Origin of the sequence: Pseudomonas sp., from assembly GCF_049301935.1 — a bacterium.
In the GTDB taxonomy this organism is placed as follows: domain Bacteria; phylum Pseudomonadota; class Gammaproteobacteria; order Pseudomonadales; family Pseudomonadaceae; genus Aquipseudomonas.
This window is the reverse complement of sequence record NZ_JBAQLP010000084.1, coordinates 1-21923: the sequence shown is the minus strand read 5'-3', so window position 1 is coordinate 21923 and position 21923 is coordinate 1. Positions and strand designations below refer to the sequence as shown.

Below are 21923 nucleotides of genomic sequence, written 5' to 3'. Positions count from 1 at the left end.
CTTCAGCGCACGGCATTCCAGCTCGAAGCAGTCGCGGAACGATTCGCTGATGTAACGCGAGGCACCACGGAAGCCCAGCATCGGGTTCTCTTCTTCCGGCTCGTACAGTTTGCCGCCGATCAGGTTGGCGTATTCGTTGGACTTGAAGTCCGACAGACGCACGCTGACCTTCTTCGGCCAGAAGGCCGCTGCCAGGGTGCTGATGCCCTCAACCAGTTTCTCGACATAGAAGCCAACCGGATCGTCGTAACCAGCAATGCGCTTGTCGACGCTGTCCTTGATCTCAGCCGGCAGGCCGGCGTAGTTCAGCAGCGCTTTAGGGTGCACGCCGATCATGCGGTTGATGATGAATTCCAGACGCGCCAGGCCAACACCTTCGTTGGGCAGCTGGGCGAAGTCGAAGGCGCGATCCGGGTTGCCGACGTTCATCATGATCTTGAACGGCAGCTCGGGCATGGCATCGACCGAGTTCTTGCGAATGTCGAAGCCCAGCTCGCCTTCGAAGATAAAACCGGTGTCGCCTTCGGCGCAGGAAACCGTCACACCCATGCCGTCTTTCAGTACCTGGGTGGCGTTGCCACAGCCGACTACCGCCGGAATACCCAGCTCACGGGCGATGATCGCGGCGTGGCAGGTACGCCCGCCACGGTTGGTGACGATGGCGCTGGCGCGCTTCATCACCGGCTCCCAATCCGGGTCGGTCATATCGGAGACCAGCACATCGCCCGGCTGCACTTTATCCATCTCGGACACGTCATGGATAACCCGCACGCGGCCTGCACCGATCTTCTGGCCGATGGCACGGCCTTCCACCAGCACGGTGCCGGTTTCCTTGAGCAGGTAGCGTTCCATCACATTGACATTGGTGCGGCTTTTCACCGTTTCAGGACGCGCCTGAACGATATACAGCTTGCCGTCGTCACCGTCTTTGGCCCACTCGATGTCCATCGGGCGACCGTAGTGCTTCTCGATAATCATCGCCTGCTTGGCCAGCTCACTGACCTCGGCATCGCTCAAGCAGAAGCGCGCACGCTCGGCGCGATCGACATCGACGACCTTGACCGATTTACCGGCCTTGGCTTCGTCGCCGTAGATCATCTTGATCGCCTTGCTGCCCAGGTTGCGGCGCAGGATGGCTGGGCGACCGGCTGCCAGGGTCTGCTTGTGCACGTAAAACTCGTCAGGGTTGACCGCGCCCTGCACCACGGTTTCGCCGAGGCCGTAGGCGCCGGTGATAAACACCACGTCGCGGAAGCCCGATTCGGTGTCCAGGGTGAACATCACACCGGCGGTGCCGGTTTCCGAACGCACCATGCGCTGCACCCCGGCAGACAGGGCGACCAGTTTGTGGTCGAAGCCCTGGTGCACGCGGTAAGCGATGGCGCGGTCGTTGAACAACGAGGCAAAAACCTCTTTGGCGGCGCGGATCACGTTTTCCACGCCACGAATGTTCAGGAAGGTTTCCTGCTGGCCGGCAAACGAGGCGTCCGGCAGGTCTTCGGCGGTGGCCGAGGAACGCACGGCAACCGCCATATTGTCGTTACCACCGGCCATTTCGGCAAAGGCGGTGCGGATCTGCGCGTTCAACTCTTCAGGGAAGGACGCATCCATTACCCACTGGCGGATCTGCGCACCGGTCTTGGCCAGAGCGTTGACGTCATCGACATCAAGGGCATCCAGCGCGGCATGGATCTGCGCGTTCAGACCGCTCAGTTCGAGAAAGTCCCGGTAGGCCTGGGCTGTGGTGGCGAAACCACCGGGTACCGAGACTCCGGCACCGGCAAGGTTGCTGATCATCTCGCCCAGGGAGGCGTTCTTGCCCCCTACGTGCTCAACATCGTGATTGCCGAGCTTATCGAGGGAAACTACGTACTCTACCAAGGTGATCTCTCCACTAAAGTGTTGGAAAAGCTCAGAACCTGTTCAAAATTTGCTCGCGAGCCCTTGAACAGACTATCTAGGGGCAGGGAAGGTCGACGGCAGACATGCCCGCACGATTGTGGCCTGGCCCTGGAAAATAAGTAACAATGCCGGCCAGATCGGCCCTGCAAAGGCGGGCCTATGATAGCCAAGATTCGTCCTCAGCTTAAGGCCCATGGTGCAAATGAAACGAACCGCTTTTTTCATCTCCGATGGCACCGGCATCACCGCCGAAACCCTGGGCCAAAGTCTGCTGGCACAGTTTGAAACCATCGACTTCACCAAACTCACGCGCCCCTACATCGACAGCGTGGAAAAAGCGCGCGCAATGGTACAACAAATCAACACCGCCGCAGAAAAAGACGGCGCACGGCCGATCATCTTCGACACCATCGTCAATCAGGACATTCGCGACATCCTGGCCAAGTCCAACGGTTATATGATCGATATTTTCTCCACTTTTCTTGCTCCACTGGAGCAGGAACTGACCTCACATTCCTCCTACTCGGTCGGCAAGTCCCACTCCATCGGGCACAACTCCAACTATATGGAGCGTATCGAGGCGGTGAACTTCGCCCTGGACAACGACGACGGTGCGCGCACCCACTACTACGACAAGGCCGATCTGATCCTGGTCGGCGTGTCACGCTGCGGCAAAACCCCGACCTGCCTGTATATGGCCATGCAGTACGGCATTCGTGCCGCCAACTACCCGCTGACCGAAGACGATATGGAGCGTTTGCAGTTGCCGGCCGTGCTGAAAAAGCACAAGGACAAGCTGTTCGGCCTGACCATCGACCCCGACCGCCTCACCGCCATCCGCCACGAACGCAAGCCCAATAGCCGCTATGCCAGCTTCGCCCAGTGCGAATTCGAGGTGCGCGAGGTGGAAAACCTGTTCCGCCGCGAGAACATCAACTTTATCAACTCCACCTATTTTTCCGTGGAAGAGATCTCCGCGAAAATTCTGGTGGAAAAAGGTGTTGAGCGCCGCCTGAAGTAGGATGGGTTAGCGGCGCGAACATAGATTCAAGCCTCTCGCCGCAATTGCCGCGCGCCGCGCAACCCATCCTACGACCTCAGAACGAATCAGCCGGCACGCGCACCCAGCCTTCCATCAATATCCGCGCGCTACGCGACATAATGGCCTTGGTTACCGTCCACTGGCCGTCGACCAGCACCGCTTGGGCACCCACGCGCAAGGTGCCGGACGGATGGCCGAAGCGCACCGCCTCGCGCGCACTGCCGCCGGCAGCCAGGTTGACCAATGTGCCGGGAATCGCCGCCGCCGTGCCGATGGCCACCGCGCAGGTGCCCATCATCGCGTGGTGCAGCTTGCCCATGGACAACGCACGCACCAGCAGATCGATCTCGCCCGCAGGTACCGTCTTGCCGCTGGACGACAGGTAATCCTTGGGTTTGCCGACAAAGGCGATTTTCGGTGTGTGCTGGCGGGTGACCGCCTCTTCCACCGTTTTGATCAAGCCCATACGCAGGGCGCCGGCCACGCGGATTTTCTCGAAACGCGCCAATTGCTCCGGGTCACCGTTGATCTGCTCGCGCAGCTCGGCGCCGCTGTAACCGATGTCTTCGGCATTGACGAACACAGTCGGGATACCGGCCGTGATCATGGTCGCCTTGAAGGTACCGACGCCCGGCACCTCAAGCTCGTCGACCAGATTGCCGGTGGGGAACATCGAACCACCCTCCTCGCCGTCATCGGACGGATCGAGAAACTCCAACACGATCTCGGCCGCCGGAAAGGTCACCCCGTCCAGCTCGAAATCGCCGGTTTCCTGCACCTGACCATTGCTGACCAGCACATGGGCGATGATGGTCTTGTGGATATTGGCCTGCCAGATGCGCACCACGCAGACGCCATTGTCGGGAATGCGCGCAGGGTCAACCAGCCCTGCATGAATGGCAAAGGCCCCGGCAGCGGTGGACAGGTTGCCGCAGTTGCCGCTCCAGTCGACGAAAGCCTTGTCGATGGAGACCTGACCGTAGAGGTAGTCGACATCGTGATCCGGCTGACTGCTTTTCGACAGAATCACGCATTTGGAGGTCGAGGAAGTCGCGCCGCCCATGCCGTCGATGTGCGCAGAGTACGGGTCGGGGCTACCGATCACGCGCATAAACAGCTTGTCGCGCGCGGCGCCCGGCACCTGGCAACTCTGCGGCAGGTCTTGCAGGCGGAAGAACACACCCTTGCTGGTGCCGCCACGCATATAGGTGGCGGGAATCTTGATCTGGGGTTGTTGAGCCATGATTGAGTCCTGGCTGGAGTATGAGTGGACTGTAGGGTGGATCACGCTTCACCGATCCACCATGGGACCGGAAAAACGCCATCCACCCTACAAAGTCAGGCTACCGAGCCCTCGAGAAAGTCCTGGGCAAAGCGCTGCAGCACGCCACCGGCCTTGTACACATGCACTTCGGCAGCGGTATCCAGGCGGCAAGTCACCGGCACCTTGAGCACGTCGCCATTGCGGCGATTGACCACCAGGGTCAGGTCGCAACGCGGCGACACATCGCCCTCGATATCATAGGTTTCTGTGCCGTCGAGAGCGAGAGTCAGGCGCGTGGTACCCGGCTTGAACTCCACCGGCAGCACGCCCATGCCGACCAGGTTGGTGCGGTGGATGCGCTCGAAGCCTTCGGCGACTATCACTTCCACGCCAGCCAGGCGCACGCCCTTGGCTGCCCAGTCACGGGACGAACCCTGGCCATAGTCGGCGCCGGCGACGATGATCAGGTTCTGCTTGCGGTTCATATAGGTTTCGATCGCTTCCCACATGCGCATGACCTTGCCCTCGGGTTCCACGCGGGCCAGCGAACCCTTCTTCACCACGCCATCGACCACGGCCATTTCGTTAACCAGTTGTGGGTTGGCAAAGGTGGCGCGTTGCGCGGTCAGATGGTCACCCCTATGAGTCGCGTAGGAGTTGAAGTCCTCTTCCGGCAGACCCATCTTGTGCAGGTATTCGCCGGCGGCCGAGTCCAGCAGGATGGCGTTGGACGGCGACAGATGGTCGGTGGTGATGTTGTCCGGCAGGATCGCCAGCGGCAGCATGCCCTTGAGCGTGCGCTCGCCTGCCAGGGCGCCTTCCCAGTACGGCGGACGGCGGATGTAGGTGGACATCGGACGCCAGTCGTACAGCGGGCTTTCGGCTTCCTCGATAGTTCCCAGATCGAACATCGGGATATAGATCTGCTTGAACTGCTCCGGCTTCACGCTGGCAGCGACTATGGCGTCGATCTCCTCATCGCTCGGCCACAGGTCCTTGAGGGTGATCGGCTTGCCATCCTTGTCAGTACCCAGCACATCCTGCTCGATATCGAAACGCACGGTACCGGCGATGGCGTAGGCCACCACCAGCGGCGGCGAAGCGAGGAACGCCTGCTTGGCGTAGGGGTGGATACGCCCGTCGAAGTTTCGGTTGCCGGACAGTACGGCAGTGGCGTACAGGTCGCGGTCGATGATTTCCTGCTGGATCACCGGGTCCAGAGCACCGGACATGCCGTTACAGGTGGTGCAGGCGTAGCCGACGATGCCGAAGCCGAGTTTTTCCAGCTCCGACAGTAGACCGGCATCTTCCAGGTACAACTTGGCGACCTTGGAGCCCGGGGCGAAGGACGTCTTCACCCAGGGTTTGCGCAGCAAGCCCAGCTGGTTGGCCTTTTTCGCCAGCAGGCCGGCGGCCACCACGTTGCGCGGGTTGGAAGTGTTGGTGCAGCTGGTGATGGCGGCAATGATTACCGCACCATCGGGCAGCAGACCTTCGGCCTCCTCAACCTTGGACGCCGCCAGCATGGCATCGCCAGCAATGCCGCGCTCTTGCAGTGCCGAAGTCGGCAGGCGCTTGTGCGGGTTGGACGGGCCGGCCATGTTGCGCACCACGCTGGACAGGTCGAATTCGAGCACCCGCTCGTACTCGGCACTGACCAGCGCATCGGCCCACAGGCCGGTGAGTTTGGCGTACTGCTCGACCAGGGCGACCTGCTCCGGCTCGCGACCGGTCAGCTTGAGGTAGTCGATGGTCTGCTGGTCGATATAGAACATCGAGGCGGTCGCGCCGTATTCCGGGCACATATTGGAGATGGTGGCGCGGTCGCCGATGGTCAGGCTGCTGGCCCCCTCGCCGAAAAACTCGACCCAGGCGCCGACCACGCGCTCCTTGCGCAGGAACTCGGTGATGGCCAGGACGATGTCGGTGGCAGTGATGCCGGGTTGGCGCTTGCCGGTCAGTTTGACCCCGACGATATCCGGCAGGCGCATCATCGACGGCAGACCGAGCATCACGGTTTCCGCTTCCAGGCCACCGACGCCGATGGCGATCACGCCCAGCGCATCGACGTGCGGGGTGTGGCTGTCGGTGCCGACGCAGGTGTCGGGGAAGGCCACGCCGCCGCGGGCCTGGATCACCGGGCTCATCTTCTCCAGGTTGATCTGGTGCATGATGCCGTTGCCGGCCGGGATCACGTCGACGTTCTTGAACGCGGTCTTGGTCCACTCGATAAAGTGGAAGCGATCCTCGTTGCGACGGTCCTCGATGGCGCGGTTCTTCGCAAAGGCATCCGGGTCGAAGCCCGGTGCTTCCACAGCCAGGGAGTGGTCGACGATCAGCTGGGTCGGCACCACCGGGTTGACCTTGGCCGGATCGCCACCCTTCTCGGCGATGGCGTCACGCAGGCCGGCGAGGTCGACCAGCGCGGTCTGACCGAGAATGTCGTGGCAAACTACGCGGGCCGGATACCAGGGGAAATCCAGGTCCTGCTTGCGCTCGATCAACTGCTTGAGCGAATCGGTCAATGCCGCCGGCTCGCAGCGACGTACCAGCTGCTCGGCCAGCACGCGGGAGGTATACGGCAGCTTGGCATAGGCGCCGGGCTCGATGGCATCCACCGCTTCGCGGGTGTCGAAATAATCCAGCGCGGTGCCCACCAGCGGCTTACGGTATTGCGTATTCAGGCTGATCATGGTCATGGGCGCTCCTTGAGCGGCACGAACTTCAGGTCCTCAGGGCCGACATAGTTGGCGCTCGGGCGGATGATCTTGCCGTCGATGCGCTGCTCGATCACGTGGCTGGACCAGCCTGAGGTGCGGGCAATCACGAACAGCGGAGTGAACATGGCAGTCGGCACGCCCATCATGTGGTAGCTGACGGCGCTGAACCAGTCGAGGTTGGGGAACATCTTCTTGATTTCCCACATGGTCGATTCCAGACGTTCGGCGATGTCATACATCTTCATATTGCCCTGCTCCACCGACAGCTCGCGCGCCACGTCCTTGATCACCTTGTTGCGCGGGTCCGCCACGGTGTAAACCGGGTGACCGAAACCGATCACCACTTCCTTCTTTTCCACCCGCGCGCGGATATCGGCCTCGGCCTCATCGGCGTTGTCGTAGCGCTTCTGAATCTCGAAGGCCACTTCGTTGGCGCCGCCGTGCTTGGGCCCACGCAGCGCGCCGATGCCGCCGGCGATGCAGCTGTACATATCCGAGCCAGTGCCAGCGATCACCCGCGAGGTGAAGGTGGAGGCGTTGAACTCATGCTCGGCATACAGGTTGAGCGAGGTGTGCATGGCGCGCACCCAGGACTCACGCGGTTTCTCGCCGTGCAGCAGGTGGAGGAAGTGGCCGCCGATGGAGTCGTCATCGGTTTGCACCTCGATGCGCTTGCCGTTGTGGCTGAAGTGATACCAGTACAGCAGCGCGGAACCGAGGCTCGCCATCAGCTTGTCGGCGATATCGCGGGCACCCGGGTGGTTGTGGTCGTCCTTCTCCGGCGACACGCAACCCAGCACGGACACGGCGGTGCGCATCACATCCATCGGGTGGGCCGATGGCGGCAGTTGCTCGAGTGACGCTTTCAGCGCGGCAGGCAGGCCCCGCAGCGCCTTGAGTTTGGCCTTGTAGCCAGCCAGCTCAGCCACGTTGGGCAACTTGCCGTGGACCAGCAGATGGGCGATTTCCTCGAACTCACAGCGATTGGCAAAATCGAGCACGTCATAGCCGCGGTAATGCAGATCGTTACCAGTGCGGCCGACCGTACACAGCGCGGTATTGCCAGCGGCAGTGCCGCTCAGGGCCACGGATTTTTTCGGCTTGAAGCCTGGGGTGGTTTCTGGGGTCGCACTCATCGCTAATCTCTCCTCATCCGATCCGGTCGGTCGTTCTTTATCGGCAGGCGGCTAAGACCTGCGTTCCGGCTTATTTTTTCGCGGCAAACAGCGCGTCAAGGCTCTGCTCGAAGGCGTGGTAATTGATGCGCTCGTACAGTTCCATGCGGGTTTGCATGGTGTCGACCACGTTCTTCTGCGTGCCATCGCGGCGCACAGCCATGTAGACGTTCTCCGCCGCCTTGTTCATGGCGCGGAAAGCCGACAGCGGGTACAGCACCAGGGACACGTCGACACTGGCCAGCTCTTCGGTGGTGTACAGCGGCGTGGCGCCGAATTCGGTGATATTGGCCAGGATCGGCGCCTTGATCCGGTCGGCGAAGGTCTTGTACATCGCCAGTTCGGTGATGGCTTCCGGGAAGATCATGTCGGCACCGGCCTCGATGCAGGCCGCGGCGCGGTCCAGCGCCGAGTTGAGCCCCTCAACCGCCAGGGCATCGGTACGCGCCATGATCACAAAGCTCTCGTCGGTACGCGCATCGACGGCCGCTTTGATGCGGTCGACCATTTCCTGCTGGGTGACGATCTCTTTATTGGGGCGATGGCCGCAGCGCTTGGCACCGACCTGATCCTCAATATGAATCGCCGCCGCGCCGAACTTGATCATCGATTTAACCGTACGCGCGACGTTGAACGCCGAAGCACCGAAGCCGGTGTCGACATCCACCAGCAGCGGCAAATCGCAGACGTCAGTGATACGGCGCACATCGGTAAGCACATCGTCCAGGCCGGTGATGCCCAGATCCGGCAAACCCAGCGAGCCCGCAGCTACTCCGCCACCGGACAGGTAGATCGCCTTGAAACCGGCGCGCTTGGCCAGCAGCGCGTGGTTGGCGTTGATCGCCCCAATGACTTGCAGCGGGTGCTCTGCGGCAACGGCATCACGGAAACGCTGACCTGGACTGCTCGGAATAGAAAGCTGGCTCATGACTCACCTCGGGTTTTGGCTGTCTTGGGATGCGCGCCTCGCCCCATGCCGATGGCACTGGCGGAGCTCATGGAATAGTGGCGTTCGATATTGCGTTTGGAGGCACCGATATGCCGGCGCATCAACAACTCGGCCAGCTCACCGTCACGGTCGGCAATGGCATCGAGAATGCGGTGGTGCTCGGCGAACGCCTGGTGCGGTCGATTCGGCGTGGCAGAGAACTGCAGGCGGTACATGCGCACCAGCTGATACAGCTCACCGCAGAGCATCTGGGTCAGGGTTGTGTTGCCACTGCCCTGGATGATCCGGTAATGAAAGTCGAAATCGCCTTCCTGCTGGTAATAGCCGACGCCGGCCTTAAAGGCGGCGTCCTGCTCATGCAGGTCAAGCACTCCGCGCAGCTCATCGATTTCCGCCTGACTCATGCGCTCGGCAGCCAGGCGACAAGCCATGCCTTCGAGCGACTCGCGAATCTCATAGAGTTCGATCAGCTCGGCATGGCTGAGCGACACCACCCGCGCACCGACATGCGGCACGCGCACCAGCAGGCGCTGACCTTCCAGGCGGTGAATCGCCTCGCGCAGCGGACCACGGCTGATGCCGTAGGTGCGCGCCAGTTCAGGCTCGGAAATCTTGCTACCGGGAGCAATCTCACCTTTGACGATGGCCGCCTGAATGCGCCGAAAAACCTGTTCGGAAAGGGTTTCCGAGTCTTCCTGACTGGACTCGAGCGGCTCAATAACATCAAGCATATTGTCGACACCGTACGGATTAATTGCCTTAAAATTACGCTTAGATAGGGCTAGTGTCAAACAAGCCAGGATTATTGTTGACAGTGTACAGAACCACTTTAGGCAGCAGCAGTCGCGACCTTACTTACATAAACGCCTATAAGCGCCTGTCCTGACTGAAAAAGCCCATGGTAGAATGCCGCCCGCTTAACGCTCGCAGAGGAATTTTCCACTGCCTGCTAGACTCCAAGCCCAGGTGCGCTAGCTGCAGCACGCGCGACCGACAGATCATCAACACCATGCCTCAGGACTTATGACACTAAAGCCCTCCATCCTTGTGCTATGCCTGCTACTTGCTCCCGGCCTGAGTTTCGCCGCGGAGAAGGCAGTCTATGGGCTTAATGAATACGTCCGACTCTTCGACCTCGACTTGAAGCTTGCCGCCAAGCTCGACACCGGCGCCAAGACCGCCTCGCTCAGCGCTCGCGACATCAAACGCTTCAAGCGTGACGGCGAAACCTGGGTACGTTTCTACCTGGCCATCGACGAGGCGCACAGCAGCCCGATCGAACGCCCCCTGGCGCGCATCAGCAAGATCAAACGCCGCGCGGGCGACTATGATCCACAGGAAGAAAAAACCTATACGGCACGCCCCGTGATTGAAATGGATATCTGCATGGGCAGCGCGCTACGCACCATTGAAGTGAACTTGACCGACCGCAGTGCATTCCAATACCCGTTATTGATAGGCTCCGAAGCACTCAAACGGTTTTCGGCGCTGGTCGACCCGAGTCTTAAATACGCAGCAGGCAAACCTGCCTGTGCCCCTGACGCAAACCTTGGCGAGTAACTCCCATGCGCTCTCTTACCCTCCATCTGAAAGTCCTGGTCATACTCCTGGTGAGCCTGGGCGTTCTGATCACGGCCTATCAGATCTTTATCCTCGGCATCCCGATGACCGAAGACGAAACCGATGACCTGTGGAACATCGACGCCAAAGTCGAGTTCCAGGCCAGCCCGCGTGAGCCGGTAAAACTGCAGATGTTCGTACCGCCGCTGACCCAGGACTACGTCAGCCTGAACGAGAGCTTTATCTCGAATAACTACGGTGTGAGCATCAACCGTGCCGACGGCAACCGCAAAGTCACCTGGTCCGCACGTCGCGCCAGTGGCAAGCAGACCCTCTACTACCGCCTGGTGCTGACCAAGCGCTACAGCGGCGAACAAGCCAAGGCCAAGGGCCCGATCTTCCGTGACAGCATCCCGGTTGAGGGCGCCGAAAAGATTGCCGCTGAAGCGCTGCTGGCGCCAATTCGCCAGCACTCGGCGGACGTCGAAACCTTTATCAGCGAGACCATCAAACGCGTCAATAACAACAATGACGACAACGTCAAACTGCTGCTGGGCGGCGATGCCTCCACCCCGAATAAAGCCAAAGTCATTGAGCTGCTGCTGTCCATCGCCCACGTGCCGATGGAGCGCGTGCACACCATTCGTTTGGCTGCCGATATCCAGCAAAGCCCTGAGTTGTGGCTGCGCAGCTTCAACGGTGAAAACTGGCTGTACTTCAACCCGGAAAGCGGCGAACAAGGCCTGCCGGTTGATCGCCTGGTCTGGTGGATTGGTGATGACAACCTGGTCACGCTGGAAGGCGGCAAACAGGCACAAGTCAGCTTCAGCCTGAACAACAGCGAGATGAACGCCATCCGTCTGGCCAAGCTGACCGACGAAAATACCGACGCTGACTTCCTCGAATACACCCTGTATGGCCTGCCGTTGCAGACTCAGCAGACCTTTATGATCATGGTGATGATCCCGATCGGCGTATTGGTGATCCTGATCCTGCGCAACCTCGGTGGCCTGCAGACACTCGGCACCTTCACCCCGGTACTGATCGCCCTGGCCTTCCGCGAAACCCAACTGGGCTTCGGCATCATTCTGTTTACTGTAATCACTGCCGCTGGCCTGTCGCTACGTTCTTACCTCGAGCACCTGAAGCTGCAGATGCTGCCAAGGCTATCGGTGGTGTTGACCTTCGTCGTGGTGCTGATCGCGGTGATCAGTCTGTTCAGCCATAAACTCGGCCTGGAACGCGGCCTGTCGGTGGCGCTGTTCCCGATGGTGATTCTGACCATGACCATCGAGCGCCTGTCGATCACCTGGGAAGAGCGCGGCGGTGGCCATGCCTTTAAAGTCGCCATCGGCACCCTGTTCGCCGCCACCTTGGCGCACCTGCTGATGAGCGTGCCGCAGCTGAACTACTTCATCTTCACCTTCCCGGCCGTGCTGATGATTCTGGTGGGCTTTATGCTGGCGATGGGTCGCTACCGTGGCTACCGCCTGACCGAACTGTTCCGCTTCAAAGCCTTCCTCAAGGACTAATGCCATGTTCGGTCTGATCAAGACGTGGAAAGCCCTGGAAGCCAAAGGCATCATGGGCATCAATCGGCGTAACGCGGACTATGTGCTGAAGTACAACAAACGGCACCTGTACCCGATCGTCGATGACAAGATCATCACCAAGATGCGCGCCATCGAAGCGGGCATCGATGTGCCGGAAATGTACGGCATCATCGATACCGAAAAAGGCATCGATAACCTGCGCACGATCATCGGCGACCGCCCGGACTTCGTGGTCAAACCAGCGCAGGGCGCTGGCGGTGACGGCATTCTGGTGATCGCCGACCGCTTCGAAGACAAGTACCGGACCGTCTCGGGCAAGATCGTCAGCCATGAGGAGATCGAACATCAGATCTCCAGCATCCTCACCGGCCTCTACTCCCTGGGCGGCCACCGGGATCGTGCGTTGATCGAATACCGCGTTACCCCGGATCAGATTTTCAAAAGCATCAGCTACGAAGGCGTGCCGGACATCCGCATCATCGTGCTGATGGGCTACCCAGTGATGGCCATGCTGCGTCTGCCAACCCGCCAGTCCGGCGGCAAAGCCAACCTGCACCAGGGCGCTATCGGTGTCGGAGTGGATCTGGCCACCGGCGTGACCCTGCGCGGCACCTGGCTAAACAACAAGATCAGCAAACACCCGGACACCACCAACGCGGTGGACGGTGTACAACTGCCGAACTGGGACGGCTTTATGAAACTCGCCGCCGGCTGCTACGAGCTATGCGGCCTGGGCTACATCGGCGTAGACATGGTGCTGGACCAGGACAAGGGCCCGTTGATTCTTGAACTCAACGCCCGCCCAGGCCTGAATATCCAGATTGCTAACGACTGCGGCCTGACTCACCGCGCCCACGCCGTTGAAGACCGCATCGCCGAACTGCAGAAAAAAGGCATAGTGGAAACGCCAGAAGAGCGCGTGCGCTTCTCGCAGGGGCTGTTTGGTCACGTCTCGGTTGCACAAATCTGATTGATCAGATGAATCAAAATCCATGCACACATGGCTCCGCCAGCCATGTGCTGCATAAAGCTGGCGCGCCGGCTGCCTGGCCTTGTGCGGCTGCGGTGTGCTTACGCTAAGCACAGCAAAGCCCAGCGACCTGCGGCAGAACAGTCAAACCTGATCGCGGCGCCTAGCAAGCCAACCTAAGGTGTATCGCCCTTGCAACAGGCTATCGGGGCACAGGTAAAACTGGGCTGAATCCGCTGCTGATAACACTCAAGCATGCGCCGCCAACCAAGGCAGTTAACCAGCTACCCGGTCGCCATACCATAGCGCTAAAGCCCTACTCATCTGAGTATTCGAGCAGAAATAAAAACGCCAGACAGCTTAGCTGACTGGCGTTCTCATGCGTGCGCAGGCGACTCAGAAATCGTCTTCAACCTCGCCATCGCGCACTTTGAATTCGCGATTCTGCAGGTAGGCATTGCGGATAAAGATGTACTTGTCACCGCTGATCATGCGCTCAGCCTTGAGCAAGCTGGCCCGTAGGTCAACCAGCTGGACGCCGCGCACCACATTGCGCGTCGGCACATGCTCGATAAACGCAGGCGCGGTCAACATGCTGTCCGGCACCTTGCCGAAGGCATCACGCACAGTGCTTGGCCCCAACAGTGGCAGCACCACATAAGGCCCGCTATTGAGCCCCCAAGCGCCCAGGGTCTGACCGAAATCCTCATCACTGCGCTGCAGGCCCATGGCGCTGCCCACATCGAAGAAGCCCAGCACGCCGAAGGTGGTGTTGAAGATCAATCGGCCGCTATCAATCCCTGCGTCATGCAACTTGCCTTGCAGCAGGTTGTTGGCCAGGTTGCCGACATCACCGATATTGCGAAAGACGTTGTGCACGCCGTCTTCCAGAAACTGCGACGTCACCGCCTGATAACCCTTGGCCAACGGCTTGAGGGTATAGGTATCAACGTTGTCGTTGACCCGGAACATAAAGCGGTTGTAGCCCTGCCAAGGGTCTTCTTCGTTGGCTTGCGCCAGTGCAGGCAGCAATAGCAGGCCGGTACAGGCCATCAACAGGCTCAATCGTTTAATCCAGCTCGCACCGGTCACACGCATCACAGTCGCTCCTTGAAAAGGCTCAGGTGGCCGCAGGCGGCCAAATCAGGCCGCGCAGTATAAAGCGGCAACCCGCTCAATAGGCAGCATAGCGGACGAACAAATAGCTGAAAATCTTACCGCCTGTTGCCGTACAGCTCAGCGACTGGCGGCACTGCGCAGAGCAATACAGCCTTCATCAGCCTGTAACCTGAAGCCGTTAGCCTGGACTAGACCATTTTCAAGGACGGCCCATGCAAACGCCCGCCAACCTGCCCGCTTTCAACGCCATCTTGTTTAGCCTGTCTGGCTGCCTGGTTGATTTTGGCGCTCGCACCATCCCGCTCACCCTGCAACGCCTTTACCCAAAGGCAGTCAATCCGCAGAGCCTGCCGCAGGCCCTTGGCCGTGAACCCCAGGCCTGGGAATGGCTGGCTTACCAACAGGCACTCTGCGCGACCGCATGTGAGCATGCCGAGGCCACCCCTGCGGCCCGGCCCCTGCTTGAGCAACTGCGAGAGCAAGCGGTGCCCTGCGCCTGGCTGGATCAACTGCCGCGCGACGCCAGCATCAGCCTGGCCGGCGCGCTACCGAGCTGGCTGCCCGGCACACCCAGCCACAGCCATCGCCCATGGCCGGCGCCCGACGCCATCTGGCTTAGCCTGATGGAACTGCAGGTTGATCGGCTTGAAGGCTGCGTACTGGTGAGTGGCGAATCGCGCCTGCTGCAGGCGGCGCTCAACGCAGGTATCTGGACCATCGGCCTGGCCATCAGCGGCCCGCTCTGCGGCCTGGCACTGGCTGACTGGCAGAGCCTGGCCATGAGTGAGCGTGATCGACTGCGCAGCCAGGCCACCCTGAGTCTGTACCGCCTGGGCGTGCACTCGGTAATCGACCAGCTCAGCGATCTGCCCACCTGCCTGGCGGACCTCAGCCTGCGTCGTCACAAAGGCGAGAAACCCTGAGCCCGCATCAGTTTGTCGGAGTATTCGACCTGTGAGGCTTGATCCAAAGCAAGCAAAGGCCGCGGGCTTGGATTAACCTGAAGGCATGCAGAACCTTTCGCCCCTGCGCAAGGTCAGTCAATCAGTCGATTACCTAAAGGAGAACCCCATGCCTGCAAGCCGTCTGCAGCAACAACTGCAAGATCTGCGCGAACAACTGGCCGAGCAACCGCCGCTAAGCGAAGAGGAACGCGCCGAGCTGTTTGTGCTGACCCAGGAAATTGAGCTACAGCTGGCCCGTGAGGCCGCAGCTGCTCCCGATGCCACCCTGATTGACGGAGTCAACCTGGCAGTGGAGCGCTTCGAAGTCAGCCACCCAACTCTTGCCGGCACCCTGCGCAATATCGTGCAGAGCCTGGCCAACATGGGCATCTAAGCCGGCTGCACAGCGCCTGGTTTAAATCTCGCAAGCGGATACGACAAGGCGCCAGGGGTAACAGCCTGCGGCTGGCAAAACCGCAGAGACCGCGAAGGCGGTGCATGAGTATATGAGGCTGTTTTACTCAGCAGAGCCGACACAGCTGGTCGCACACCGCGCCTCAAGAGCGTCGCGGGTGCTTATGGATAGACAATTCCATCAACCCGGCGGCCAGCTCATCACCTTCCAGCAACGCCAGGCTGGCGGTATCCATCGGCAGCGGCTGCTGGCGATGGCCATGGATCAAGCAGCCCGCCAAAGCACCCACCAAGGGCTGATGAGTGACCAGCAAGAGTTCGTCGAAGGCATAGCCATCCAGCTCCCGCAACGTTTGGCGCAGATCGCTTTGCGGCGTCAGCCAGGGCACGATCTGCCGGATACCAGTAAAGACCAGTACCTCGCAGAGCAGATCCGCGGTCTGCTGCGCCCGTACATAGGGGCTGACCAATACGGCCTGCAACGGCCGGCCCTGCAGCTGCGCAGCGGCCTCGCGCACCTGCTGCCGGCCATAGGCCGTCAGGTTGCGCTCGGCATCAGTGCGTGCAGTCGGTTCGGCTTCACCGTGGCGCAGTAGCCAGAGCTTCACAGGCTTCCCCCGCTAAACCGGCTAGTCAAAGCCCGCCCCGTCAAAGCTTGGGTTCTTCGTCACGCACCGGGTGGGCCGCCGGCGGAATGCTATGCGGCGTTTCACCTTGCGGCGCTTGCGGGGTTGGCCAGTCGGCAAACGGCCAGGGTTTTTCATCGCTATTAAAGGTGCCAAAGCGGCCGATCTGCGCCAGGTACTGGCTCAGGCTGTCACCAAAGCCCAGCAGGCCGGCATTCGGCGCGCCATAGAACAGGCGGTAACCCAGCTGCAGCAGCACCACGGCGCCCAGAAGGATTTCCGCCAGTTGCCAGACGATGGTGAAGATCACCATCCAGAGGATGCGCAGCAGAATCGATTCGCGCTGCAACTCCTGATTATCGTCACTCATGCTTATCTCCTTGCAGGGTCTAGTAAGGTAAAACTCAGAAACCGGTGGTGGGGATAAAATCGACGTCGGTCTTTGGCTCTGCATTCATCAGCGCACCGATCACCTGATCCAGCGTGCGCCCTTCAAACAGAATCGCATGCAGGCCCGCTACCAGCGGCATGTAGACCTCTAATTCCTCGGCTTTGGACTTCAGCACCTTGATGGTGTTCACCCCTTCCGCCACTTCACCCAGGCGCGCCACGGCATCTTCCAGGCTCAGGCCCTCACCGAGGGCAAAACCGACCTGATAGTTGCGGCTTTTCGCCGAGGAGCAGGTGACGATCAGATCGCCCACCCCGGCCAGGCCGAGGAAAGTCATGGGGTTGGCGCCCAGCTTGACCGCAAACCGGGTCATTTCCGCCAACGCGCGGGTAATCAGCATGCTCTTGGTGTTTTCGCCCATGCCCATGGCCGCCGCCATACCGGCGATGATCGCGTAGACGTTCTTCAGCGCCCCGCCCAGCTCGACGCCGAAACGGTCGCCACTGGCATACACGCGGAAGGTGCGTCCGTGCAGCGCGGCCTGCACCTGCTGACACAGGTCTTCGTCCTCGCTGGCGACAACCGACGCGGTCAGCGCATGCTCGGCCACCTCACGCGCCAGGTTCGGCCCGGAGAGTACGCCGATGCGCGCCTGCGGGGCGATGTCTTCGAGAATCTGGCTCATCAACAGAAAGCTCTGCGCCTCGATACCCTTGGTGGTGCTCACCAGCAACTTGCCGCCAAGTAGCTCGGCCACCGGCTCTAACGCCTGGCGCAGCGCACTGGAGGGCAAGGCCACGAAAATAAGCTGGCAGGCATTCAGGGTCGCGGCCAGGTCGGTTACCGGGTCAACGCCTGGGTGAATTTTGATGCCTTTGAGGTAACGCGGATTTTCACGGGTCAGCCGAATCGCCTGGGCCTGTTGGGGGTCGCGCATCCAGTGCAGGACATGCTGGCCATTCTCGGCCAGCAAATTTGCAATCGCAGTGCCGAAGCTACCGCCGCCAAGCACGGCGATGGGGTGCTGATCAGTCATAACGCATCCGTGGTAAACCATTGAAAGTGGCGAATCGCTCGCATTATACGGCGACACTGACATGCAGCCAGCTTTTAGCAGGGCGCCCGGCGCTGGCAAACCCAGGCAGCTCAGTTAACATGCAGCCTTTCAAACGCAAACAAGGTTGTGGCGTGATCGACAGCACCCAAGCCCGGCTTCACCCTGAGCCCGCGAAAAACCGGCCGGTTCTCCAGCGCCCAGATGCTACGCACAGCGCCGGAGTGGCCCGATGATCCTGCGCCGTGGCTGGAATATCCATACCCGCACGCAACTGATCAGTGTCGGTCCCGCCCTGTTGCTGACCCTGTTGCTCACCGGTTTCTTCACCTTTGCCCGCCTGCAGGACCTGCGCCAGGAGCTCAATCATTACGGCCAGCTGATCGCCAGCCAGTTGGCGCCGGCCAGCACCTACGGGGTGATTTCCGGCAACCTCGATGTCCTCGATGCCCTGCTGCAAGCCACCTTGAAGACCCCGCATGTGCGCTTTCTGGAAGTGCGCGACCACAGCGGCAAGATTCTCGTCTATGTCGAACAGACACCTGGCAGCGGTCACGCCAGCAGCCAGGTCGAGGTGTTCCAGGCGCCGATCCATCGGCAACGCGCGGCGCTGAACACCCCCACCCCGCAGAAGCTGACCGATGACTACCTGGGTTATGTGGTGGTAGGCATGTCCAACGATGCCTTCAACACCCGCCAGCAGGAAATTCTCTTCAAGGCCACCCTGCTCGCCCTGTTTGCCCTGGCCCTGACCTTTATCCTCGCCCGCCGCCTGGCCCGTCACCTGTCGCAACCGCTTAGCGCCATGGGTGAAGCCGTCAGCGCGATTCAGGCCGGTAATTATCAGACCACCCTGCCTGAAGTTGGGGAAGGCGAGTTGCAGGCGCTGGCGCGGCATATCAACAACCTCGCCCACGGCCTGGCCAGCGCCAGTGAAGAACAACAGCGAGCCATGACCCTGCTGATTCAGGCCCGTGAACAGTCGGAGCTGGCCAATCGCGCCAAATCCGACTTCCTGGCGATGATGAGCCACGAGCTGCGCACCCCGATGAATGGCGTGCTGGGCATGCTGCAGCTGCTGGAAACCACGGAAATGACCCAGGAGCAGGCGGAATACGCGGCCCTGGCCACCGAATCCACTGAGCACCTGCTGAAGGTCATCAACGATATTCTCGACTTCTCGCGCATCGAGCGCGGCGCCCTGGAGCTGGAACGCATCCCCTTCAGCCTGCTCGATCTGCTGCAAAGCTCGATTCAGGTATTCCAGCACAGCGCCCAGCAGCGCGGCCTGCAATTGCTATTGGACACCCAGAGCGGCCTGGAACAGCTGCAGGTACAGGGCGATCCGACACGGATTCGGCAGATTCTGGTCAACCTGATCGGCAACGCCCTGAAATTCACCGAGACCGGCAGCATCCGCGTGCACAGCACCTGGCAGGCGCTGGACAATCAGGTGCTGTGGTTCAGTTGCGCGGTGCATGACAGCGGCATCGGTATCCCACCCGAGCGGCTGGAACATATGTTCGATGCCTTCCAGCAGGCCGACACGTCTATTTCAAGACGTTACGGCGGCACCGGACTGGGTTTGCCCATCGCTCGCACCCTCGCCGAACGCATGGGCGGCACCCTGCGCGCAGTCAGCCAGGAAGGCCAGGGCTCGGTATTTACCCTGGAAGTACCACTGCCGTTTTCCCAGCAGATCACAGCGGCTGTCGGCGACGCACCACTGCCTGCTGATCAGGGCAACGGCCAGCCGGTATTGCTGGTCGAAGACAACCCGGTCAACCAGACCGTGATCGAGGCCATGCTGCGCAGCCTGGGTTATCGGGTCAGCCTGGTCGGCGATGGCGCCCAGGCCGTGCATCAAGTCAGCCAACAGCGCTACACCGCGATTCTGATGGATTGCCGCCTGCCGATCATGGATGGCTACGAGGCCACGCGACAGATCCGTCGCCTACCCGGCTGCGCCGAATTGCCGATTATTGCCCTGACCGCCAATGCCCTGCAGGGCGACCGCGAGGCCTGCCTGCAATCGGGTATGAATGACTACCTGGCAAAGCCCTTCAAGCGGGCAGATTTGCAGCGAATCCTGCAGCGCTGGCTGCCCCCTCGACCTTCGACGGGTAGTCAAGAAGGCTCAACTGTTGCAGGCTAGAGCCATAGGTCTATGACAGGCCAACAAGAGCGGAGTACAACTGTACTCACAAGGCTGTGACTTTCACCGCAACGCAACAGTCTATGACTAGGCTATTGGCAGGCGCAGCAGACTGCGCCGCCAGCCAGGACGATTCGCCCAGCCTTGGCGCATGGGACATATTGAGGAGCTCGCATGACCAAACAAAACGCCTTCACCCGGGAAGAACTGCTCGCTTGCGGTCGCGGCGAACTATTCGGCCCAGGTAATGCGCAACTGCCCGCGCCGAACATGCTGATGATCGATCGCATTACCCACATCAGCGATACCGGCGGCAAGTACGGCAAGGGCGAAATAGTCGCCGAGCTCGATATCACTCCAGACCTGTGGTTTTTCGCCTGCCACTTTGAAGGCGACCCGGTGATGCCCGGCTGCCTGGGCCTGGACGCTATGTGGCAACTGGTCGGTTTCCACCTCGGCTGGCAGGGCAACCTCGGCCGTGGCCGCGCCCTCGGTTCGGGCGAAGTGAAGTTCTTCGGCCAGGTGCTACCGACCGCCAAGAAAGTCACCTACAACATCCATATCAAGCGCACCATCGCCCGTTCCCTGGTCCTGGCTATTGCCGATGGCAGCGTCAGCGTTGATGGCCGCGAAATCTACAGCGCCGAAGGCCTGCGGGTTGGCCTGTTCACCTCTACCGACAATTTCTAAAGGACTCATCGCATGCGTCGCGTCGTGATTACCGGCCTGGGCATCGTTTCCTGCCTGGGCAATGACAAAGCCACCGTTTCTGCCAACCTGCGTGCTGGCAAGTCAGGCATTCGCTTCAACCCTGCCTATGCCGAAATGGGCCTGCGCAGCCAGGTGTCCGGCTCGGTTGAGCTGAACCTGGAAGAGCTGATCGACCGCAAGGTCTATCGCTTTATGGGGGATGCCGCCGCCTTCGCTTACCTCTCGATGGAGCAGGCGATCAAGGATTCGGGTCTCAGCGCAGAAGATATTTCCAACCCACGCGTGGGTTTGATTGCAGGCTCCGGCGGCGCGTCGACCTTCAACCAGATGGAGGCCATGGACATCCTGCGCGAGAAAGGCGTCAAGCGCGTCGGCCCCTACCGCGTACCGCGCACCATGGGCAGCACCGTTTCCGCCTGTTTGGCCACGCCGTTCAAGATCAAGGGCGTCAACTACTCGATCTCCTCGGCCTGCGCCACCAGCGCCCATTGCATCGGTAATGCCATGGAGCAGATCCAGCTGGGCAAGCAGGACGTGGTGTTTGCCGGCGGTGGTGAAGAAGAACATTGGAGCCAGAGCTTCCTGTTCGACGCCATGGGCGCCCTCTCCACCCAGTACAACGAAACCCCGGAAAAAGCCTCGCGCGCCTACGACTCCAAGCGTGACGGTTTCGTCATCGCCGGTGGTGGCGGCATGGTGGTGGTCGAGGAACTGGAACACGCCCTCAAGCGTGGCGCCAAGATCTATGCGGAAATCGTCGGTTACGGCGCCACATCCGACGGCTACGACATGGTCGCGCCGAGCGGTGAAGGCGCAGTGCGCTGCATGCAGCAGGCCCTGGCCACCGTCGATACACCTATCGATTACCTGAACACCCACGGCACCTCGACTCCGGTTGGCGACGTCGCGGAAAGCCGCGCCGTACGTGAAGTGTTCGGTGCCAAGGCGCCAGCCATCAGCTCGACCAAGAGCCTGTCCGGCCACTCCCTGGGCGCCGCCGGCGTACAGGAAGCGATCTACTGCATGCTGATGATGGAAGGCAACTTTATCGCCGGCTCGGTCAACATCGACGAAGTCGACCCGGAAATCGCCGACCTGCCGATCCAGCGCAGCACCGTGGAGAACGCCAAGCTCGACACCGTGATGAGCAACAGCTTCGGCTTCGGCGGCACCAACGCCACCCTGGTACTCAAGCGCTGGGCTGGCAAATAAGCCCAAGCCCTTTGTTTGCAGGATAAAAAAGGCCATCCCTCGGGATGGCCTTTTTATTATGCGGGCCTAATCAGACCGAGAAGCGCGCCACCAGCGCATTCAAGTCTACGGCTAGGCGCGATAACTCCTGGCTGGCCGCACTGGTCTGGTTGGCTCCAGCCG

Annotated in this window: 20 protein-coding genes; 9 read left to right on the top strand and 11 right to left on the bottom strand. The window is 60.7% G+C overall.

The window, feature by feature from the left end:
* The coding region (gene ppsA / locus WA145_RS12085; protein WP_422581811.1) for a phosphoenolpyruvate synthase at positions 1-1881 on the bottom strand (1881 nt) is incomplete at its 3' end.
* Between the two features lie 223 nt (positions 1882-2104).
* Here ppsA and ppsR point away from each other — a divergent pair.
* On the top strand, positions 2105-2923 hold the full coding sequence (ppsR, locus tag WA145_RS12080; RefSeq protein WP_422581810.1) for a posphoenolpyruvate synthetase regulatory kinase/phosphorylase PpsR: 819 nt from the start codon (positions 2105-2107) through the stop codon (positions 2921-2923).
* A 76-nt stretch (positions 2924-2999) separates the two neighbouring features.
* Here the strand turns inward: ppsR and prpF are convergent, their stop codons facing one another.
* From prpF to WA145_RS12055, 5 genes are all read right to left on the bottom strand, one after another.
* The gene (gene prpF / locus WA145_RS12075) at positions 3000-4187 is read right to left on the bottom strand and encodes a 2-methylaconitate cis-trans isomerase PrpF (RefSeq protein ID WP_422581809.1); all 1188 of its coding nucleotides are present in this window, start codon (positions 4185-4187) and stop codon (positions 3000-3002) included.
* 95 nt (positions 4188-4282) lie between these two features.
* A complete protein-coding gene (gene acnD / locus WA145_RS12070; protein WP_422581813.1) occupies positions 4283-6892 on the bottom strand; it encodes a Fe/S-dependent 2-methylisocitrate dehydratase AcnD in 2610 nt (869 codons plus the stop codon).
* Positions 6893-6903: 11 nt separating this feature from the next.
* Positions 6904-8064, bottom strand: a complete 1161-nt coding sequence (prpC, locus tag WA145_RS12065; RefSeq protein WP_422581808.1) for a bifunctional 2-methylcitrate synthase/citrate synthase — start codon at positions 8062-8064, stop codon at positions 6904-6906.
* Between the two features lie 70 nt (positions 8065-8134).
* Complete coding sequence (gene prpB / locus WA145_RS12060) at positions 8135-9031, bottom strand: methylisocitrate lyase (protein ID WP_422581807.1); 897 nt, start codon at positions 9029-9031, stop codon at positions 8135-8137.
* A complete protein-coding gene (locus tag WA145_RS12055) occupies positions 9028-9783 on the bottom strand; it encodes a GntR family transcriptional regulator (RefSeq protein ID WP_422581806.1) in 756 nt (251 codons plus the stop codon). Before WA145_RS12055 ends, prpB begins: the two co-directional genes overlap by 4 nt.
* Positions 9784-10075: 292 nt before the next feature.
* Here WA145_RS12055 and WA145_RS12050 point away from each other — a divergent pair, with 292 nt between their 5' ends.
* From WA145_RS12050 to WA145_RS12040, 3 genes are read left to right on the top strand one after another with little or no spacing between them, the layout of a single operon-like run.
* The gene (locus WA145_RS12050; protein WP_422581805.1) at positions 10076-10612 is read left to right on the top strand and encodes an ATP-dependent zinc protease; all 537 of its coding nucleotides are present in this window, start codon (positions 10076-10078) and stop codon (positions 10610-10612) included.
* Positions 10613-10617: 5 nt separating this feature from the next.
* Positions 10618-12144, top strand: coding sequence for an inactive transglutaminase family protein (locus WA145_RS12045; protein ID WP_422581804.1), 1527 nt, complete (start codon positions 10618-10620; stop codon positions 12142-12144).
* Positions 12145-12148: 4 nt separating this feature from the next.
* Positions 12149-13135: an alpha-L-glutamate ligase-like protein gene (locus WA145_RS12040; RefSeq protein ID WP_422581803.1), complete on the top strand. Its 987-nt coding sequence runs from the start codon at positions 12149-12151 to the stop codon at positions 13133-13135.
* A gap of 396 nt (positions 13136-13531) precedes the next feature.
* Here WA145_RS12040 and WA145_RS12035 read toward each other — a convergent pair whose 3' ends face one another.
* On the bottom strand, positions 13532-14233 hold the full coding sequence (locus WA145_RS12035; RefSeq protein ID WP_422581802.1) for an MlaA family lipoprotein: 702 nt from the start codon (positions 14231-14233) through the stop codon (positions 13532-13534).
* Positions 14234-14466: 233 nt separating this feature from the next.
* Between WA145_RS12035 and WA145_RS12030 the strand changes: the two genes are divergently transcribed.
* Positions 14467-15177 (top strand): HAD family phosphatase, encoded by a 711-nt coding sequence (locus WA145_RS12030; RefSeq protein WP_422581801.1) that lies wholly within the window; start codon positions 14467-14469, stop codon positions 15175-15177.
* Between the two features lie 148 nt (positions 15178-15325).
* On the top strand, positions 15326-15592 hold the full coding sequence (locus tag WA145_RS12025) for a DUF4404 family protein (protein ID WP_422581800.1): 267 nt from the start codon (positions 15326-15328) through the stop codon (positions 15590-15592).
* A 163-nt stretch (positions 15593-15755) separates the two neighbouring features.
* Here WA145_RS12025 and sixA read toward each other — a convergent pair whose 3' ends face one another.
* The 3 genes from sixA to WA145_RS12010 are packed head-to-tail and all read right to left on the bottom strand — an operon-like array spanning position 15756 to position 17665.
* A complete protein-coding gene (gene sixA / locus WA145_RS12020; protein ID WP_422581799.1) occupies positions 15756-16220 on the bottom strand; it encodes a phosphohistidine phosphatase SixA in 465 nt (154 codons plus the stop codon).
* 40 nt (positions 16221-16260) lie between these two features.
* Positions 16261-16608: a DUF4389 domain-containing protein gene (locus WA145_RS12015; RefSeq protein WP_422581798.1), complete on the bottom strand. Its 348-nt coding sequence runs from the start codon at positions 16606-16608 to the stop codon at positions 16261-16263.
* Between the two features lie 34 nt (positions 16609-16642).
* The gene (locus WA145_RS12010) at positions 16643-17665 is read right to left on the bottom strand and encodes an NAD(P)H-dependent glycerol-3-phosphate dehydrogenase (RefSeq protein WP_422581797.1); all 1023 of its coding nucleotides are present in this window, start codon (positions 17663-17665) and stop codon (positions 16643-16645) included.
* Between the two features lie 250 nt (positions 17666-17915).
* Between WA145_RS12010 and WA145_RS12005 the strand changes: the two genes are divergently transcribed.
* The 3 genes from WA145_RS12005 (at position 17916) to fabB (ending at position 21761) form a co-directional block, all read left to right on the top strand.
* Complete coding sequence (locus tag WA145_RS12005; protein ID WP_422581796.1) at positions 17916-19838, top strand: ATP-binding protein; 1923 nt, start codon at positions 17916-17918, stop codon at positions 19836-19838.
* Positions 19839-20012: 174 nt separating this feature from the next.
* Positions 20013-20528 (top strand): 3-hydroxyacyl-[acyl-carrier-protein] dehydratase FabA, encoded by a 516-nt coding sequence (gene fabA / locus WA145_RS12000; protein WP_422581795.1) that lies wholly within the window; start codon positions 20013-20015, stop codon positions 20526-20528.
* 12 nt (positions 20529-20540) lie between these two features.
* Complete coding sequence (gene fabB / locus WA145_RS11995; protein WP_422581794.1) at positions 20541-21761, top strand: beta-ketoacyl-ACP synthase I; 1221 nt, start codon at positions 20541-20543, stop codon at positions 21759-21761.
* A 70-nt stretch (positions 21762-21831) separates the two neighbouring features.
* On the opposite strand, the gene WA145_RS11990 is transcribed toward fabB, so the two are convergent.
* Positions 21832-21923: hypothetical protein (locus tag WA145_RS11990; protein ID WP_422581812.1), on the bottom strand; the 92-nt coding region annotated here is incomplete at its 5' end.

Coding starts and splice junctions, on each gene's coding strand:
- WA145_RS12005 (WP_422581796.1), top strand. CDS start 17,916: ATGATCCTGCGCCGTGGCTGGAATATCCATACCCGCACGCAACTGATC.
- WA145_RS12045 (WP_422581804.1), top strand. CDS start 10,618: ATGCGCTCTCTTACCCTCCATCTGAAAGTCCTGGTCATACTCCTGGTG.
- WA145_RS12030 (WP_422581801.1), top strand. CDS start 14,467: ATGCAAACGCCCGCCAACCTGCCCGCTTTCAACGCCATCTTGTTTAGC.
- prpC (WP_422581808.1), bottom strand. CDS start 8,064: ATGAGTGCGACCCCAGAAACCACCCCAGGCTTCAAGCCGAAAAAATCC.
- WA145_RS12050 (WP_422581805.1), top strand. CDS start 10,076: ATGACACTAAAGCCCTCCATCCTTGTGCTATGCCTGCTACTTGCTCCC.
- prpB (WP_422581807.1), bottom strand. CDS start 9,031: ATGAGCCAGCTTTCTATTCCGAGCAGTCCAGGTCAGCGTTTCCGTGAT.
- WA145_RS12010 (WP_422581797.1), bottom strand. CDS start 17,665: ATGACTGATCAGCACCCCATCGCCGTGCTTGGCGGCGGTAGCTTCGGC.
- prpF (WP_422581809.1), bottom strand. CDS start 4,187: ATGGCTCAACAACCCCAGATCAAGATTCCCGCCACCTATATGCGTGGC.
- WA145_RS12025 (WP_422581800.1), top strand. CDS start 15,326: ATGCCTGCAAGCCGTCTGCAGCAACAACTGCAAGATCTGCGCGAACAA.
- WA145_RS12035 (WP_422581802.1), bottom strand. CDS start 14,233: ATGCGTGTGACCGGTGCGAGCTGGATTAAACGATTGAGCCTGTTGATG.
- ppsR (WP_422581810.1), top strand. CDS start 2,105: ATGAAACGAACCGCTTTTTTCATCTCCGATGGCACCGGCATCACCGCC.
- WA145_RS12015 (WP_422581798.1), bottom strand. CDS start 16,608: ATGAGTGACGATAATCAGGAGTTGCAGCGCGAATCGATTCTGCTGCGC.
- WA145_RS12040 (WP_422581803.1), top strand. CDS start 12,149: ATGTTCGGTCTGATCAAGACGTGGAAAGCCCTGGAAGCCAAAGGCATC.
- WA145_RS12055 (WP_422581806.1), bottom strand. CDS start 9,783: ATGCTTGATGTTATTGAGCCGCTCGAGTCCAGTCAGGAAGACTCGGAA.
- fabA (WP_422581795.1), top strand. CDS start 20,013: ATGACCAAACAAAACGCCTTCACCCGGGAAGAACTGCTCGCTTGCGGT.
- fabB (WP_422581794.1), top strand. CDS start 20,541: ATGCGTCGCGTCGTGATTACCGGCCTGGGCATCGTTTCCTGCCTGGGC.